This is a genomic window from Pseudomonas sp. 910_21 (assembly GCF_052850735.1).
Genome location: NZ_VXCY01000009.1, coordinates 259,262 through 274,705, shown reverse-complemented (window position 1 = coordinate 274,705; position 15,444 = coordinate 259,262). Strand labels below are relative to the sequence as shown.

General features: G+C 60.7%; 19 protein-coding genes. 11 read left to right on the top strand and 8 right to left on the bottom strand.

The window, feature by feature from the left end:
• Nucleotides 1–14 precede the first annotated feature (14 nt).
• Nucleotides 15–1,022: a DNA-binding protein gene (locus FW796_RS26495; RefSeq protein ID WP_346635432.1), complete on the top strand. Its 1,008-nt coding sequence runs from the start codon at nt 15–17 to the stop codon at nt 1,020–1,022.
• Here the strand turns inward: FW796_RS26495 and gorA are convergent, their stop codons facing one another.
• Nucleotides 1,023–2,381, bottom strand: a complete 1,359-nt coding sequence (gene gorA, locus FW796_RS26490; RefSeq protein WP_404937027.1) for a glutathione-disulfide reductase — start codon at nt 2,379–2,381, stop codon at nt 1,023–1,025.
• Between the two features lie 131 nt (nt 2,382–2,512).
• Nucleotides 2,513–3,352: a UTP--glucose-1-phosphate uridylyltransferase GalU gene (gene galU / locus FW796_RS26485; protein ID WP_003182953.1), complete on the bottom strand. Its 840-nt coding sequence runs from the start codon at nt 3,350–3,352 to the stop codon at nt 2,513–2,515.
• Between the two features lie 465 nt (nt 3,353–3,817).
• Between galU and FW796_RS26480 the strand changes: the two genes are divergently transcribed.
• Nucleotides 3,818–4,099: a hypothetical protein gene (locus FW796_RS26480; RefSeq protein ID WP_102863257.1), complete on the top strand. Its 282-nt coding sequence runs from the start codon at nt 3,818–3,820 to the stop codon at nt 4,097–4,099.
• Between the two features lie 15 nt (nt 4,100–4,114).
• Here FW796_RS26480 and FW796_RS26475 read toward each other — a convergent pair whose 3' ends face one another.
• From FW796_RS26475 to FW796_RS26460, 4 genes are all read right to left on the bottom strand, one after another.
• Nucleotides 4,115–4,345, bottom strand: coding sequence for a hypothetical protein (locus FW796_RS26475; RefSeq protein WP_102863256.1), 231 nt, complete (start codon nt 4,343–4,345; stop codon nt 4,115–4,117).
• A gap of 69 nt (nt 4,346–4,414) precedes the next feature.
• Entirely contained in the window at nt 4,415–5,266 is an 852-nt protein-coding gene (locus tag FW796_RS26470) for a c-type cytochrome (protein WP_430962747.1), read from the bottom strand.
• A 65-nt stretch (nt 5,267–5,331) separates the two neighbouring features.
• Nucleotides 5,332–5,982, bottom strand: a complete 651-nt coding sequence (locus FW796_RS26465) for a c-type cytochrome (protein WP_446440349.1) — start codon at nt 5,980–5,982, stop codon at nt 5,332–5,334.
• Between the two features lie 157 nt (nt 5,983–6,139).
• A complete protein-coding gene (locus tag FW796_RS26460) occupies nt 6,140–6,490 on the bottom strand; it encodes a hypothetical protein (protein WP_346635436.1) in 351 nt (116 codons plus the stop codon).
• Nucleotides 6,491–6,699: 209 nt separating this feature from the next.
• Between FW796_RS26460 and FW796_RS26455 the strand changes: the two genes are divergently transcribed.
• The 5 genes from FW796_RS26455 (at nt 6,700) to ada (ending at nt 9,853) form a co-directional block, all read left to right on the top strand.
• Nucleotides 6,700–7,002, top strand: coding sequence for a DUF1883 domain-containing protein (locus tag FW796_RS26455; protein ID WP_011061687.1), 303 nt, complete (start codon nt 6,700–6,702; stop codon nt 7,000–7,002).
• Nucleotides 7,003–7,034: 32 nt separating this feature from the next.
• Nucleotides 7,035–7,205: a hypothetical protein gene (locus tag FW796_RS26450; RefSeq protein WP_317068900.1), complete on the top strand. Its 171-nt coding sequence runs from the start codon at nt 7,035–7,037 to the stop codon at nt 7,203–7,205.
• A 102-nt stretch (nt 7,206–7,307) separates the two neighbouring features.
• A complete protein-coding gene (locus FW796_RS26445; RefSeq protein WP_446440348.1) occupies nt 7,308–8,024 on the top strand; it encodes a 2OG-Fe(II) oxygenase in 717 nt (238 codons plus the stop codon).
• Complete coding sequence (gene alkB, locus FW796_RS26440) at nt 8,014–8,694, top strand: DNA oxidative demethylase AlkB (RefSeq protein ID WP_446440347.1); 681 nt, start codon at nt 8,014–8,016, stop codon at nt 8,692–8,694. The genes FW796_RS26445 and alkB overlap by 11 nt, the downstream gene beginning before the upstream one ends.
• 85 nt (nt 8,695–8,779) lie before the next feature.
• Complete coding sequence (gene ada, locus FW796_RS26435; protein WP_446440346.1) at nt 8,780–9,853, top strand: bifunctional DNA-binding transcriptional regulator/O6-methylguanine-DNA methyltransferase Ada; 1,074 nt, start codon at nt 8,780–8,782, stop codon at nt 9,851–9,853.
• Here the strand turns inward: ada and FW796_RS26430 are convergent.
• Nucleotides 9,817–10,305, bottom strand: coding sequence for a GyrI-like domain-containing protein (locus FW796_RS26430; protein WP_446440345.1), 489 nt, complete (start codon nt 10,303–10,305; stop codon nt 9,817–9,819). The two genes, ada and FW796_RS26430, sit on opposite strands and share 37 nt — an antisense overlap.
• Nucleotides 10,306–10,507: 202 nt before the next feature.
• Here FW796_RS26430 and FW796_RS26425 point away from each other — a divergent pair, with 202 nt between their 5' ends.
• The 4 genes from FW796_RS26425 (at nt 10,508) to modC (ending at nt 14,319) form a co-directional block, all read left to right on the top strand.
• Nucleotides 10,508–11,572 carry an NAD(P)H-dependent flavin oxidoreductase gene (locus FW796_RS26425; protein WP_446440344.1) on the top strand — a complete coding sequence of 355 codons (1,065 nt, stop codon included), beginning with the start codon at nt 10,508–10,510 and terminating at the stop codon, nt 11,570–11,572.
• Between the two features lie 211 nt (nt 11,573–11,783).
• Nucleotides 11,784–12,551 carry a molybdate ABC transporter substrate-binding protein gene (modA, locus tag FW796_RS26420; RefSeq protein WP_446440343.1) on the top strand — a complete coding sequence of 256 codons (768 nt, stop codon included), beginning with the start codon at nt 11,784–11,786 and terminating at the stop codon, nt 12,549–12,551.
• Nucleotides 12,552–13,232, top strand: a complete 681-nt coding sequence (gene modB / locus FW796_RS26415) for a molybdate ABC transporter permease subunit (RefSeq protein WP_346635442.1) — start codon at nt 12,552–12,554, stop codon at nt 13,230–13,232. It abuts the gene before it with no gap.
• A gap of 4 nt (nt 13,233–13,236) precedes the next feature.
• The gene (gene modC / locus FW796_RS26410; RefSeq protein ID WP_346635443.1) at nt 13,237–14,319 is read left to right on the top strand and encodes a molybdenum ABC transporter ATP-binding protein; all 1,083 of its coding nucleotides are present in this window, start codon (nt 13,237–13,239) and stop codon (nt 14,317–14,319) included.
• Nucleotides 14,320–14,513: 194 nt separating this feature from the next.
• On the opposite strand, the gene FW796_RS26405 is transcribed toward modC, so the two are convergent.
• The gene (locus FW796_RS26405; protein WP_446440342.1) at nt 14,514–15,269 is read right to left on the bottom strand and encodes a carbonic anhydrase; all 756 of its coding nucleotides are present in this window, start codon (nt 15,267–15,269) and stop codon (nt 14,514–14,516) included.
• Nucleotides 15,270–15,444: the final 175 nt, after the last annotated feature.

Below are 15,444 nucleotides of genomic sequence, written 5' to 3'. Positions count from 1 at the left end.
TCGTTGGAGGAGCCATGGCTCGCGGAGGCATAAACAAGGCGGTGGTGAAGAAAGCGCGTCAGGCGATTCTTGCCCGCGGCGAACACCCCAGCATCGATGCAGTACGCATAGAAATGGGCAATACCGGCTCGAAAACCACCATCCACCGCTATTTGAAGGAGCTGGATGACGGCACCAGCCGCCGAGATGCGGGCCCGGTGCCACTGGATGAGGAGTTGAGTGAACTGGTAGGACGACTGGCTCAACGCCTGCAAGAGCAGGCCCAGGAACCTCTGGAACAGGCCCTCGCCCACTCCGAACAACAGAAGCAGGCCTTCGAGCAACAACTGGAGCAAGCGCGGCACACCCAGGAACAACTGCATCAGCAGCTACAGATCCAGGCCAGCGCCCTGGCCGGGGAAAGTGCCGCCCTGCAAGACACCCGCTCCATGCTGCAGAGCGAACAAACCCGCAACGCCGAACTCAATCAGGCTTTGAAGGATTGCCACCTGCGCCTGGAAGACAAGGAGCAACAGATCCGCTCCCTGGAAGAAAAACACCTGCATGCAAGGGACGCTCTAGAGCACTACCGCGCCGCCAGCAAGGAACAACGCGAACAGGAACTGCGTCGCCACGAAGGCCAGATCCAACAGGTGCAGATGGAGCTGCGCCAGGCTCAGCAGAGCGCACTGGTACGCCAGGACGAAATCACCCAACTGCATCGCGACAACGAACGCCTGCTCAGCGAGCAGCGAGCCACCCACAAGGAGCTCAAGCAGGCCCAGGACGCAGCGAGCAAGAGCGCTGTATCGCAGGCACTGCTTAACGAACAACTGGCGCGCCAGGACAGCGCCGGCACCCTGCTTCAGGAACGCTTGCGCGTCGCCTCGGAGGAGATTCAGGCACTCAAGGAAAGAGCCGACAAACAGGCTCGATTGAGCAAGGAGATGGAGTTGCGCGCCACCAAGGCCGAGGCCGGCCTCGAGGCGCTGCGCCTGGCTGCGGCAACCAAGGCGCAGCCAGACACACCCGCGGACTCGTGATCAGTCCGCGACAGGGGTACGCATGGTAACGAACTCTTCGGCAGCCGTCGGATGCACCCCGATGGTTTCGTCGAAATCGCGCTTGGTGGCTCCCGCCTTCAGGGCGATCGCCAGGCCTTGGACGATTTCCCCGGCATCAGGCCCAACCATGTGGCACCCCAGCACCTTGTCACTGTCGGCGTCCACCACCAGCTTCATCAAGGTGCGCTCCTGGCAGTCGGTCAGGGTCAGCTTCATCGGCCGGAAGCGGCTTTCGAAAATCTGCACCTTGTGCCCCGCCTCGCGCGCCTGCTCTTCGGTCAAGCCAACGGTGCCGATATTCGGCAAGCTGAAGACCGCCGTCGGAATCATCCGGTAATCCACCGGGCGGTACTGTTCCGGCTTGAACAGACGCCGAGCCACAGCCATGCCTTCCGCCAGGGCCACAGGCGTCAGTTGCACACGCCCAATCACATCGCCAATGGCCAGAATCGACGGCTCGCTGCTCTGGTACTGATCGTCAACCTCGATAAAGCCGCGCTTATCGAGTTTGACGCCGGTATTCTCCAGCCCCAGGTTGTCGAGCATCGGCCGACGCCCAGTAGCGTAGAACACGCAATCCGTCACTAGCTTGCGACCATCCTTGAGGGTGACCTCCAGGCTGCCATCGGCCAGCTTGTCGATGCGCTCGATATCCGCATTGAATTGCAGCCCCAGGCCGCGCTTGGTCAGCTCTTCCTGCAAGTGCTTGCGCACCGCGCCATCAAAGCCACGCAGGAACAGATCACCGCGATACAGCAACTGGGTATCGGCACCCAGGCCGTGGAAGATCCCGGCAAACTCCACCGCAATATAACCACCGCCCACCACCAGGACACGCTTGGGCAAAGCCTTGAGGAAGAACGCCTCATTGGAACTGATGGCATGCTCGCGGCCGGGAATATCCGGAATCTGCGGCCAGCCGCCCGTGGCAATCAGGATGTGCCGGGCACTGTAGCGCTGGCCATTGACCTCCACCTGATGGGGATCGATCAACTTGGCATGGCCTTCGTGCAGGGTCACACCACTGTTGACCAGCAGATTGCGGTAGATGCCGTTAAGGCGATTGATTTCGCGATCCTTGTTGGCGATCAGGGTCGCCCAATCAAAGTCCGCCTCGCCCAGGGACCAGCCAAAACCCGAGGACTGCTCGAAGTCTTCAGCGAAGTGGGCACCGTACACCAGGAGTTTTTTCGGCACACAGCCGACGTTGACACAGGTACCGCCCAGATAGCGGCTTTCGGCCACCGCGACTTTCGCCCCGAAACCCGCGGCAAAGCGCGCGCAACGCACACCGCCGGAACCGGCACCAATTACATAAAGATCAAAATCGTAGGCCATTTCACTCTCCCAGGCAGGCTGACAAGCATAACCGCAGATGGCGATTGGGTCAGCGCAGAGGATCTACATAAGGACGACAAATGAAAAAGCCACCCGAAGGTGGCTTTTCCGACAAACCCGTGCAGCAGCTATCAGTACGCCTTACCGGTCTTGTAGAAGTTCTCGAAGCAGAAGTTGGTCGCGTCGATGTAACCCTCGGCGCCACCACAGTCGAAACGCTTGCCCTTGAACTTGTAGGCCATTACACAGCCGTTCTGCGCCTGCTTCATCAGGGCGTCGGTGATCTGGATTTCCCCCCCCTTGCCCGGCTCGGTCTGCTCGATCAGATCGAAGATATCCGGAGTCAGAATGTAACGACCGATGATCGCCAGGTTCGATGGAGCGTCTTCCGGTTTTGGCTTCTCGACCATGCTGTGAACGCGGTAGATGTCGTCACGGATCATCTCGCCGGCGATCACGCCATACTTGTTGGTTTCCTGCGGATCGACTTCCTGGATGGCCACGATCGAGCAGCGGAACTGCTTGTACAGCTTGACCATCTGGGTCAGTACGCCGTCGCCTTCAAGGTTGACGCACAGGTCGTCCGCCAGCACCACGGCGAAGGGTTCGTCACCGATCAGCGGGCGACCGGTAAGAATGGCGTGGCCCAGACCTTTCATTTCGGTCTGGCGAGTGTAGGAGAACGAGCACTCGTCCAGCAGTTTGCGGATACCGACCAGGTATTTTTCCTTATCGGTGCCCTTGATCTGGTTTTCCAACTCGTAACTGATGTCGAAGTGGTCTTCGAGGGCGCGCTTGCCACGGCCGGTCACTATGGAGATTTCAGTCAGTCCAGCATCCAGCGCTTCTTCAACGCCGTACTGGATCAGTGGCTTGTTCACCACCGGCAGCATTTCTTTAGGCATGGCTTTAGTCGCTGGCAGGAAGCGAGTACCGTAACCGGCTGCTGGGAACAAGCATTTCTTGATCATATGAGTCCTTAAAAAGGCTGTGCGTACGAGTTTCGGCGCAGTCTAATCAGGCGGCGTGCACCTTACAATGCCCCGCGCTGGCTAACCGCTGCCATCATAGAGAAATAAAGCGCCAGATAGTTCCGCAGCATCCTCTAGATAGCGCATGGCGTAAACCTTCATCACCTCACAGGGCTTGTAAACCGGTGCCTGAGCGCCTTGACCGGCCAAGTCGAGACGCTTTCCGGGCAAGCCCATAAGGGCACGCTCAATTGCATTTTCCACGCGACACTGATGGCACCTTCAATGGCAGCGAAATACCCCCGAAATGCCCGATTCAAGGTCCGTCATATCCAGGCGTGGCACTTTTCGCCAACGCTCGCGGACTAAGGTGATGCGCTGTACCGAAATGGCCATTAGCTATAGCATCGCCACATCGATACCCACCCCCCCCAAGACATCCCTCTTCCAGACGACGAAATCCCCATGAACAGACTTCTCGCAGTCACCGCTGTACTGGCTCTGACCGGATGCGCCACGGCTTCCAACACCTATCTGACCAATGGCGAACAAGGCCTGAGCATCGATTGCTCCGGGGAAGCCGGCTCCTGGGCCAGTTGCTATGAAAAAGCCGAAGCGTCCTGCGCCGGCACTGGCTATCAGATCGTCAGCACCGAAGGCACACCTGCCCCCAAGGAAAGTGACAAGACCCTGGGAGTCGACGTTGGCAACTACAAAAGCCGTAGCGTGATAGTCGTCTGCAAGTAGTGGGCGAACGCGCCACTACATGTGAATCTCGGCGAACTTGATGCCCAGGCCGCGAATGGTTTCAATCAGATCGTCAAGACGGGAAAAGGATTCCACCTCGTCGCTCTCATCCACCAGAAAGTAGCTGCGCCCGGCGCTCTTCTTGAAAAACACAATCCATTCCCCGGAATTGGCCGGGTTCTGAATCACGTGGGTGGCAGAGATCAAGCCCTCTGCATGCTTTTCCCTGACGTGTTCCCGCTTCATGCTTTCTCCCAAAAAGACGATGCCGCCAAGGTTTGAACCCGGGCGGCATCGTTGACGATGAGGGATAGTTTATCGGATGCCCTGGCCTATCAGCACGCCCTCTACCGTCTGACCGTACAAATTTACCCCGTCATTGGCGTGGAATTTGACTCGGGTCTTCTCGATGGAGCCCTCCACCAGGCGCGGATCCTGCGGCCGCTCGTGGCTGTTGACGAAGGCTGCCACGTCCCAGGCCTGCTGGTCGCTCAGGCTGCCGCCCTTGCCCAGTGGCATGTTGTGCTTGATAAAGGACGCTGCGGTATTGATCCGATGCATCCCCGCTCCCCAGTTATAGGAATCCTTGCCCCAGAGCGGCGGCATCACATAGTCCGTCCCGGCTTTCTGGCCCTGGCCTTGCTCGCCATGGCAGACCGCGCACTGCGCCTGATACACCGCCGCGCCCTGCTTGAGGTCATAGCCCTTAGCGGGCTGGGCCACATCGGGGTACCCCCTTCCAGGCAACTCCACACCCAGGGGCGCCTTGCTCGCCAACCAGTAGGCATATACCGACAGCGCGGTAATCTCCGGACTGTCCGCCGCCGGCGGCTTGCCACCATTCATGCTGAACTGGAAGCAGCCCTGCAAGCGTTCGGCAAAGGTGTTCACCTTGTCGTTCTTCTTGCGGTAGGCGGGGTACATCGGATAAGCGCCCCAAAGCGGCGCGGAGTTGGCCAGACGGCCCTGGTCAAGGTGACAGTTGCTGCAATTGAGCCCATTGCCCACGTACTGCGGCGCCAGGCGCTTGGTGTCGACAAACAAGGCATGACCTTCGCGCACCAGCCTGCCGTAGGCATTGTCCGGCAACTCACTCTCGGCCGGCGACTGGAAGTACTCGGCATGAGCGGAAGCGCTTGGCGCCGGTATCTGCGACTGATCTTCCATGGCAATGGAAGCCGCCTGCACTTGAACCGCAAGCAATGCCATCAACGATCCTGCAATCAATGGTTTCATGGCCGCGCCTCCTGAGGTTTCAAGCTGGCAAAGTAATCCGCCACTGCGGTGACTTCTTCAGCACTCAAGGACTTGGCAACATGCCCCATCAGGTCATTGGGGTCGTTGTGCCGACTGCCATCACGCCAGGCATTGAGTTGCGCCACCAGGTAGCCGGCCGGCTGCCCGGCCAGGGGCGGAAAAGCCACACCGACACCGACACCGCCAGGCCCGTGGCAACTTACACATTCGGGAACCTGCCGCTCCCAGGCGCCACGCAAGGCCAGGCGCTCACCGACGCCGCTGGCGACTTGACTACGGCCGACCGCTTGGGCTTTCGGCCCGGGCATGGCCGCGAGGGTGCCGGTCACGGCGCTGATTTCGTCTTCGCTCAATGCCTTGGCAAGAGGCTGCATGACCGGGCTGCTGCGCGCACCGCTGCGAAAGTCATGCAGCTGTTTGGCGAGATAGCCTGCCGGTAAGCCGGCAAGACGCGGGAACCCGGCGGGGGCGAGGCCCATCGCATCAGCCCCATGACAGGCCTGGCAGGCTGTTGCCCCTGGCTGGGTGCCGCCCTGGGTGAAAACTTTCTGCCCATCCACGGCGTGGGCAGATTGCACAAACAGCAGCATCAGGCCACTCAATAGCATTCGATCCAGTGGGATCATATGGACTCCATTATTCTAGTTATATGCTTAGACCCAGTCGGAATAAGCACACAAATAGTAGGGCAATCGATCCATAGCGACAATGCGAAATTGGTGCGGCTAGCTGTTGCTGCTCACCAGAGCAGTCACAGGCCCTGGCAAGGCCCTGGGCTTGGGGTCAGCCAGAGATACAGGCCTCTCCTGCCTTGCGCACATCCTGTGGCCGCAGGGGGTTGTTGGACATTTGCTCGTGCAGTTTGATGCTACTGCCGCCCGAGCGTTCATCGATGTAGAACACCGCCGCCGGAGCCGCCGACAGGCTCTGGGGCACGATCACCCGGTAACCTTCCTTGCGCGGCTCGACCTGCAGTGCGCCACGGCTGTCGGAAAGCTTCCCGGACAGGCACTTGGCGTAATCCTGGGGCTTCTTGCCAGAGATGACGCTCAGGGTCGGCGGCGTCTGGTTGATATCCGAGACGGAGGCGCAACCGCTGATGGCCAAGGCCAGAACCCACACCCAGCGCTTCATATAAAATCTCCAATAAAAGTCCCTCCGACAGCAAAGGCGCTGTTTTTCTCCAGAGGCACGGCTTTATCGCCGATAAAAATCCAAATAACTGTTTTAAATTGTCAAAGCCCGAGGCTGGGGCCGAATAATAACCCTTTGGGCCTGATAAACTGCGCCATCGCCCACGCCAACGTTTTGTTTTTGTAGATATAGCCCTTCTGGAGGCGCCCATGAAATTCATCCACCAGCGCGAGCACCTGAACGAAGACGATATCGTCGTCATCGAATGCTCCCAGGTCTGCAACATTCGCCTGATGAGCGACGCCAATTTCCGCAGCTTCAAGAATGGCGGCCGTCACACCTATCACGGCGGAGCCTTCGACAAGTTCCCCGCCAAGATCACCGCCCCCAGCACCGGCTTCTGGAATATCACCATCGACACCGTCAACCGGCGCCCCATCAGCGTGACCCGCAAGCCGAACCTGACTCACTCGATCCGCATCATTCGTCGCTCCAGCTCGAAACTGCGCTAAGCCCCAAACTCCTCGCGACAACAGGTAGCCCCGTGCCCCAGACCACCAAGTACGTCATCAAATACAAGCTCAATGGTGAGCGCCGCTTCGAATTTGCCCAGCTTGAAAACGGCACTCAGGAAGAGGCCCTGGCCGCCCTGGAAGCCCTGCATGGCCAGTCCGACGACGTCATCAGCGACGTCAGCGTCAGCAAAGCGTTGTAGAGCCGCCCTCCCCGCGACCGATTCAAGCACAAGCAACGGAGTGTTCAGCAGGCACCCCAGCCGCAGACTGGCCAGACTCTTACTGCCCAGGACACTCCCGCCATGCCCGCCTCATCGCTCCATGATCGCCTGCAACAACTGGATTGGGCCTGCATCGAGCAGGCCCTCGACCAGGACGGCTGCGCCCGGCTCGAAGGCCTGCTGACGGTGCCGCAGTGCCAGGCCCTCAGCCGTCTCTACCAGAACCCTGGGCTGTTTCGCTCGAAAGTGATCATGGCCCGCCATGGTTTCGGCCGCGGCGAGTATCAGTACTTCGGTTATCCGCTGCCAGACCCGGTGGCGCAGTTGCGCCAGTTGCTCTACCCGCGCCTTGTCGACCAGGCCAACCGCTGGAACCGCCTGATGAACATCGACGTTCACTACCCGCCGGAGCATTGCGCATTCATCCAGCGCTGCCATGGCGCCGGGCAACTGCGCCCGACCCCATTGCTCCTGCAATATGGCCCTGGGGACTACAACTGCCTGCACCAGGATCTGTATGGCGAACACGTTTTCCCCCTGCAAGTGGCCTTCCTGCTCTCACAGCCGGGAACCGATTTCAGCGGCGGCGAACTGGTGCTCACCGAACAGCGCCCGCGCATGCAATCACGGCCACAGGTCATTGGTCTGAAGCAGGGTGATGGCCTGGTATTCGCCGTGCATCATCGCCCAGTAGTCGGAGCGCGCGGGCCCTATCGAGTGACCTTGCGCCATGGTGTCAGCCGCGTTGACAGCGGCCAGCGCCACATACTTGGAGTGATTTTTCACGATGCGTTGTAATAACGGCGGGCCCGCCAACCTCGGGCTGTTCAGTGACAGCGACCTGCAACAGCCGGCCCGCATCGAAGCGCTGGGCCCACAATCCAGGGTCTTGCGCGGCTTCGCCCTCCCCTGGATCGAAGCACTGCTGCCTCAGCTCGACGCCGTGCTTGCCTCGGCGCCGTTTCGCCACATGATCACGCCAGGCGGCTTCACCATGTCTGTCGGTTTGAGCAGTTGCGGCCAATTGGGCTGGACCACCGACAGCAACGGCTATCGCTACAGTCCCATTGATCCGCAGAGCCAACGGCCCTGGCCGGCAATGCCCGAGGTGTTCCGACAACTGGCGGAGATGGCAGCCGATGCCGCCGATTTCAAAGGCTTCAATCCCGACTCGTGCCTGATCAACTGCTACCGGCCAGGAGCGAAGATGTCCCTGCACCAGGACAAGAACGAGCGCGACTACAGCGCGCCCATCGTCTCCCTGTCCCTTGGTCTGCCGGCGATCTTTCTTTTCGGCGGCAAGCAGCGCGGCGACAAGAGCCAGCGGGTGCCGTTGCTCCACGGTGATGTGGTGGTCTGGGGCGGCGTCGATCGCCTGCGCTATCACGGGGTGCTGCCCCTCAAGGACGGCAGCCATTCCCTGCTCGGCCGGCAACGGATCAACCTGACCTTTCGCCACGCCGGCTGAGACGTGGAATTCAACCGCAAGCCCCGGAGTGCCGAACGGGGCCCGGGCCGTTAATCTGACCGCCACTCCCCGTCGAGCACCGACCATGAATGCCCTGACACGCAAACAACAGATTGAACAGGACCCACGTTGGCAGGCCGTGCTCAAACGCGACGCCAGCGCCGATGCCAGGTTCGTCTATGCCGTGCGGACCACGGGGGTGTACTGCCGTCCCAGCAGCCTGTCGCGCCTGCCGAAAGCGGAAAACGTCGAGTTCTTCGACAGCGCCCAACAGGCCGAAGCGGCGGGCTATCGTCCGAGCAAGCGTCAAGCCAGCGACCAGACCCAGGTCGCCGCGCACCATGCGGCGCTGGTGGCTGCCGCCTGCCGGCTGATTGAAGCTGCCGAATCGGCTCCCAGCCTGGAACAACTGGCGCAGCACGCGGGCGTCAGCAGCTATCACTTCCACCGGGTGTTCAAGGCTGCCACCGGGCTCACACCGCGGGGCTACGCCAATGCGCAACGCTCGCGCAAAGTCCGCGGCCATCTGCAAAGCGGACACTCGGTGACCACAGCGCTGTACGACGCCGGCTTCAACTCCAACAGTCGCTTCTATGAAGCCGCGGACCAGTTGCTGGGCATGAAACCCAGCGACTACCGCGCCGGTGGGCCCAACACCGATATCCGCTTCGCCGTGGGCCAATGTTCCCTGGGAGCGATCCTGGTAGCCCAGAGTCACCGGGGTGTCTGCGCCATCCTCCTGGGGGACGACCCCAACCCGTTGGTGGAGGAACTGCAAGACACCTTTCCCCGGGCCAACCTGATCGGCGCCGACGCTGATTTCGAACGCCTGGTCGCCCAGGTCGTGGGCTTTGTCGAAGCGCCAGCCCTCGGCCTGGACCTGCCCCTGGACCTGCGCGGCACCGCATTCCAGGAGCGGGTGTGGCAGGCCCTGAAAAGCATTCCCGCCGGCAGCACCGCCAGCTACGCCGAGATTGCCCAGCGCATTGGTGCCCCCAAGGCCATGCGTGCGGTGGCCCAGGCCTGCGCGGCCAACGCCCTGGCGGTGGCGATCCCCTGTCACCGGGTGGTACGTAGCGACGGCAATCTTTCAGGCTACCGCTGGGGAGTGGAACGCAAGCGTCAGTTGCTGGAACGCGAGACGCCATCCGAGGCCTGAATCCCGATGTAGATCGCCACCGAATCGGCGCTGGTATAAACCTCAAAGTCCGTAGCGAAGGCGCGCTGCACCTGCGGGTTGTCCTGGAAGTAGGCCCAGATCAGGCCCCAGGTCTGGATCACGCAATCGGGCATCGCGCCCTTGGCGCTGAACACCAGATAATCACCGCCCTGGATGTCCACGTTGGGGTAGTCCGCACAGGCACTCGTCACTGCCACACCGGCGGTCACATCGAAATGCCCCGAAGCGTCGGACTCGTAATTGGAATAGACGCCATAGACGAAAGAGTCCGCCTGACGAGGGCCGATTTTGTCGAACAGGCCATCGACATAAAAGCGCTGCCACATCGGTCCGATCCTGGCACTGTCCGCCTGCTGCTCTTCGACATTGAGGGTGCGAACTTGCAGGCCTGCGACGCTGAAGGGCAATACTTCGCGCAGTTTTACTTCCATGATCAAGCTTCCTTACGCCGCGATGAGGGAAAATATCCGCCGCAGTCTAGCGTCGGATCAACCTCCGCGACAGCCACCCTGCCACCGCGGTAAATGCCTGTATTTGAGCCCACCCGGGAAAAGTCAGCTGGCCTAGGGCGCCCCTCTCCTGCTAAAAACCATCGCCTGCCTCGTCCAATCCTGCCGCCGGAGAACCATGCACATGAGCCAATGGACCGATAGTCGCCTCCTCGATCTGCTGGGCGTCGACCTGCCCATCATTCAAGCCCCCATGGCCGGCGCCAACGGCTCCGCCATGGTGATTGCCGTGTCCCGGGCCGGCGGCCTGGGCTCGTTGCCATGCGCCATGCTCACCCCGGAACAGATTCGCCAGGAAGTGCAGGTCATTCGCTCGGCCACTCGGCACCCGCTGAACCTGAACTTCTTCTGCCATCAGGTGCAAGCCGTGGACAGCGAACAGGAGCGCCGCTGGAAGAACGCCCTGCAACCCTACTACCGGGAACTGGGCGCCGACTTCGATGCGCCAACCCCGGTCAGCAATCGGGCGCCCTTCGACGAAGCCGGTTGCCAGTTGGTGGAAGAGCTGCGGCCCGAGGTGGTGAGTTTTCACTTTGGATTGCCGGAGCCGGCGCTGCTGGCCAGGGTCAAGGCCACCGGGGCCAGGGTGCTCTCGTCGGCCAGCACCGTGGACGAAGCCTTATGGCTCGAAGAGCGCGGCTGCGACGCGGTCATTGCCATGGGCTACGAAGCCGGTGGTCACCGGGCGATCTTCCTCAGCGACGACCTCAACAGCCAGGTGGGCACCATGGCCCTGGTGCCGCAGATCGTCGATGCGCTGAAGGTACCGGTGATCGCCGCTGGTGGCATCGGCGACGCCCGAGGCATTGTCGCAGCCCTGGCCCTGGGCGCGTCGGCGGTACAACTGGGCACCGCTTACCTGTTCACTCCAGAAGCCAGCATCAGCGCTGCCCATCACCGGGCCCTGCGTACCGCCAAGGAAAGCCAGACTGCGCTGACCAACCTGTTCACCGGCCGCCCTGCCAGAGGCATCGTCAACCGGGTGATGCGCGAAATCGGTCCCATCAGCCCCCTGGCTCCGGCATTTCCCCGAGCCGGCGGAGCATTGCTGCCGCTGAAGGCCAAGGACGATGCCGACTTCGCCAACCTCTGGTCCGGGCAGGCCCTGCGCCTGGGGGTGGAGCTGCCAGCCTACGAGTTGACCCTGCGCCTGGCCGAACAGACCCTGGCGCAGCTCAAGCGGCGCTGACCGCCCGGCGCCGCGACCGTGATCGCGGCGCCGGGTGCTGCACCGGTTAATGTGCCGGTTGCAGCCCATTGCCAGCGAGGCCTGCAGCACAGTTCCGTTCATCGAGAATTCGCTATATATTTCACTATACAGCGATAAGCCCTGCCATGGGTGCAGATTCCCTCCAAGCATTCGCTGCCCAACGCGTCCTTCCCCCCAATGGAGCTGTTCGATGAACCTTCGTGCCTCAGGTTTTGCCCCGACTTGCCTCGCTGGCCTGCTCGCCCTCTTCGCCTTCGGCTCGGCCCAGGCCGCTGAAGTCCAGGTGGCGGTCGCTGCCAATTTCACCGCACCGATCCAGGCCATCGCTGCCGACTTCGAAAAAGACACGGGCCACAAGCTGGTGGCCGCTTATGGTGCCACCGGGCAGTTCTACACCCAGATCAAGAATGGCGCGCCTTTCGAAGTCTTCCTCTCCGCCGACGACAGCACCCCGCAGAAGCTCGAAAACGAGGGTGATATCGTCAAAGGCTCGCGCTTCACCTACGCCATCGGCACCCTGGCCCTGTGGTCGGCCAAGGACGGCTACGTCGATAGCAAAGGCCTGGTGCTCAAGGACAACCAGTACCAGCACCTGTCCATCGCCAACCCCAAGGCGGCGCCTTACGGCCTGGCCGCGACCCAGGTGCTGGCCAAGCTGGGCCTGACCGACAAGGTCAAGGCCAAGATCGTCGAGGGCCAGAACATCACCCAGGCCTATCAGTTCGTCTCCACCGGTAATGCCGAACTGGGTTTTGTCGCCTTGTCGCAGATCTATAAAGACGGCAAAGTCACCAGCGGCTCAGCCTGGATAGTCCCGGCCCAGATGCATGATCCGATCAAGCAGGATGCGGTGATCCTCAACAAGGGCAAGGACAACCCGGCTGCCAAGGCGCTGGTTGACTACCTCAAGGGGCCCAAAGCCGGCGCTGTCATCAAATCCTACGGCTATCAACTGTAAATGACCCTTTCGAGTGCCGATTTTTCCGCCATCTGGCTGACCCTTAAACTGGCGTCCCTGACGACCCTCATCCTGTTGGTCATCGGCACTCCGATTGCGTTGTGGTTGTCGCGCACCCGCTCCTGGTTGCGCGGGCCGATCGGCGCCGTGGTGGCATTGCCCCTGGTATTGCCACCGACGGTGATAGGTTTCTACCTGCTGCTGGCCCTCGGGCCCAACGGCTTTTTCGGCCAGTTCACCCAGTCCCTGGGGCTGGGCACCCTGACCTTCAGTTTCAGCGGCCTGGTGCTGGGGTCAGTGATCTATTCCATGCCTTTTGTGGTGCAACCGCTGCAAAACGCCTTTTCTGCCATTGGCAGCCGTCCCCTGGAGGTGGCCGCCACCTTGCGTGCCAATCCCTGGGACACCTTTTTCTCGGTGATCCTGCCCCTGGCGCGGCCGGGCTTCATCACCGCCTCGATTCTCGGCTTTGCCCACACCGTCGGCGAGTTCGGCGTGGTGCTGATGATCGGCGGCAACATCCCTGACAAGACCCGGGTGGTCTCGGTACAGATCTACGATCACGTCGAAGCCATGGAGTACGCCCAGGCCCACTGGCTGGCCGGAGCCATGCTGGTGTTCTCGTTCCTGGTGTTGCTGGCGCTGTATTCCAGCCGCAAGACCAAAGCAGGCTGGAGCTGAATCGATGAGCATTCACGTCAAGCTGCACCTGGGCTACCACGATTTCGCCCTGGACCTCGACTTGCAACTGCCGGGGCGCGGCGTCACGGCGCTCTATGGCCATTCGGGCTCGGGCAAGACCACTTGCCTGCGCTGCATAGCCGGCCTGGAAAAGGCCGGGCATGGGCGGATCCAGATCAACGACGAAATCTGGCAGGATAGCCAGCGCAAGCTGTTCGTCCCGCCCCACAAGCGCTCCCTGGGTTATGTGTTCCAGGAAGCCAGCCTGTTTCCCCATCTGTCGGTCCAGGCCAACCTGGAATTTGGCCTGCGCCGCATCCCCAGGCTGCAGCGCCGGGTGGACATGGCCCAGGCCACCGAGTTGCTGGGTATCGGCCACCTGCTCCAGCGCCACCCGCAGAACCTTTCGGGCGGCGAACGCCAGCGCATCGGCATCGCCCGAGCCCTGCTCACCAGCCCACGGCTGTTGTTGATGGACGAGCCCCTGGCAGCCCTGGACTCGAAACGCAAAAGTGAAATCCTGCCCTACCTGGAACGACTGCACGACGAGCTGGATATCCCGGTGCTGTACGTCAGCCACTCCCAGGATGAAGTGGCGCGCCTGGCCGACCATATCGTCCTGCTCAGTGACGGCCGCGCCCTGGCCAGCGGCCCCATCGGCCAGACCCTGGCGCGACTGGATCTGCCCCTGGCTCTGGGGGATGACGCTGGCGTGGTGGTGGAAGGCCGGGTCAGCGACTATGACGCGACCTACCAACTGCTGACCCTGCAACTGCCCGACAGCCAATTGCAGGTGCGTGTGGCCCACCAGCCCCTGGCGCTGGGCAAGTCCCTGCGCTTCAAGGTCCAGGCCAGGGACGTCAGCCTGAGCCTGCAGGCCAGCGAACACAGCAGCATTCTCAATCGCCTGCCGGTAACCGTCAGCGACGAGATTCCCGCCGATAACGCCGCCCACGTCCTGGTGCGCCTGGACGCAGCCGGCACCCCTCTGCTGGCACGCATCACCCGCTACTCCCGGGACCAGCTCAACCTGCACCCCGGGCAGCAACTCTGGGCGCAGATCAAAGCGGTGGCAGTGCTGGCATGACACTGGACAACTCAGCCCTGCGGCATACGCGAAGAACCGGCACCGATCGCCTGAGCGTCAGGCTGAAACGCGCTTGAATATAAAAAGAAACAAGTACAGTAGAAAGCGTTCGATTACTTCATCGTAGTTGCCCGAAATGCTCGGCCCATCGAGCAACTACGACTAATACCAGCACTGTTTCAGAAGGAAATCTTTCAGACAGTAAATTCAACCATTCCGCCATTCAAGTGATACATAGCACCGACTATTTTTATTTTTCCTTCTTTTTCCAGTTGGCTCAGTATCGAACTTTCCTGACGAATTTCATTGAGGGTGTTCTGCACGTTGGTCTTGGCCACTGCATCCACAAACTCATCATTCTTACTGCTGCGTTCTCCGGAATACTTAGTTGCACCGATTGCCGGTTTGATCTTGTTCAGCAGCCCGGTCAGGCTACCCAACTCGACATTATCGATAGCACCTTTGACGGCGCCGCATGCGGTATGCCCCATCACCAGAATGACTTTGGCGCCGGCGGCCGCACAGGCGAATTCCAGGCTGCCGATCAGGTCACTGTTGGTGACATTCCCGGCTATACGGGCATTGAAGGTATCGCCAATCCCGGCATCCAGAATGATCTCCGCCGGCGCCCGCGAGTCAATGCAACTGAGGATGACCGCTGCAGGAAATTGCCCAGTCGCACTGGCTCTCTTCTGTGCCAGGTAGTCGTGCTGATCCATTTTTCCGTTGCGAAAACGCAGGTTGCCCTCCTTCATGCCGGCAATGATCTGATCCGGCGTCATGTTGTCGCGCTCTTCCTTGGTCAAGGACGCGGCATAGGAAAAACTTGATACACCCAGCCCCGCCCCTGCAACAATACTGACAGCAGTCAACCCTAGTGCTGTTTTCAACACCGTGCGCCTACTATTGGACAAGCATTCTTCACAATCATTACCAATGTTATTCTGCATGCCAGCTGCCTCAAACAATAAGTTTCAGAGATCCACCGCTTGAATTAAAGTTCGCACCCCAACCTTAGTCAACCTGAACACAGTCAAACAATCTGAAGTCCAAACAACTGCAATAAAAACAATAGCAATAAAGAATAAAAAAACTTTCACATTGATAATATCCAGTCTCATTCCA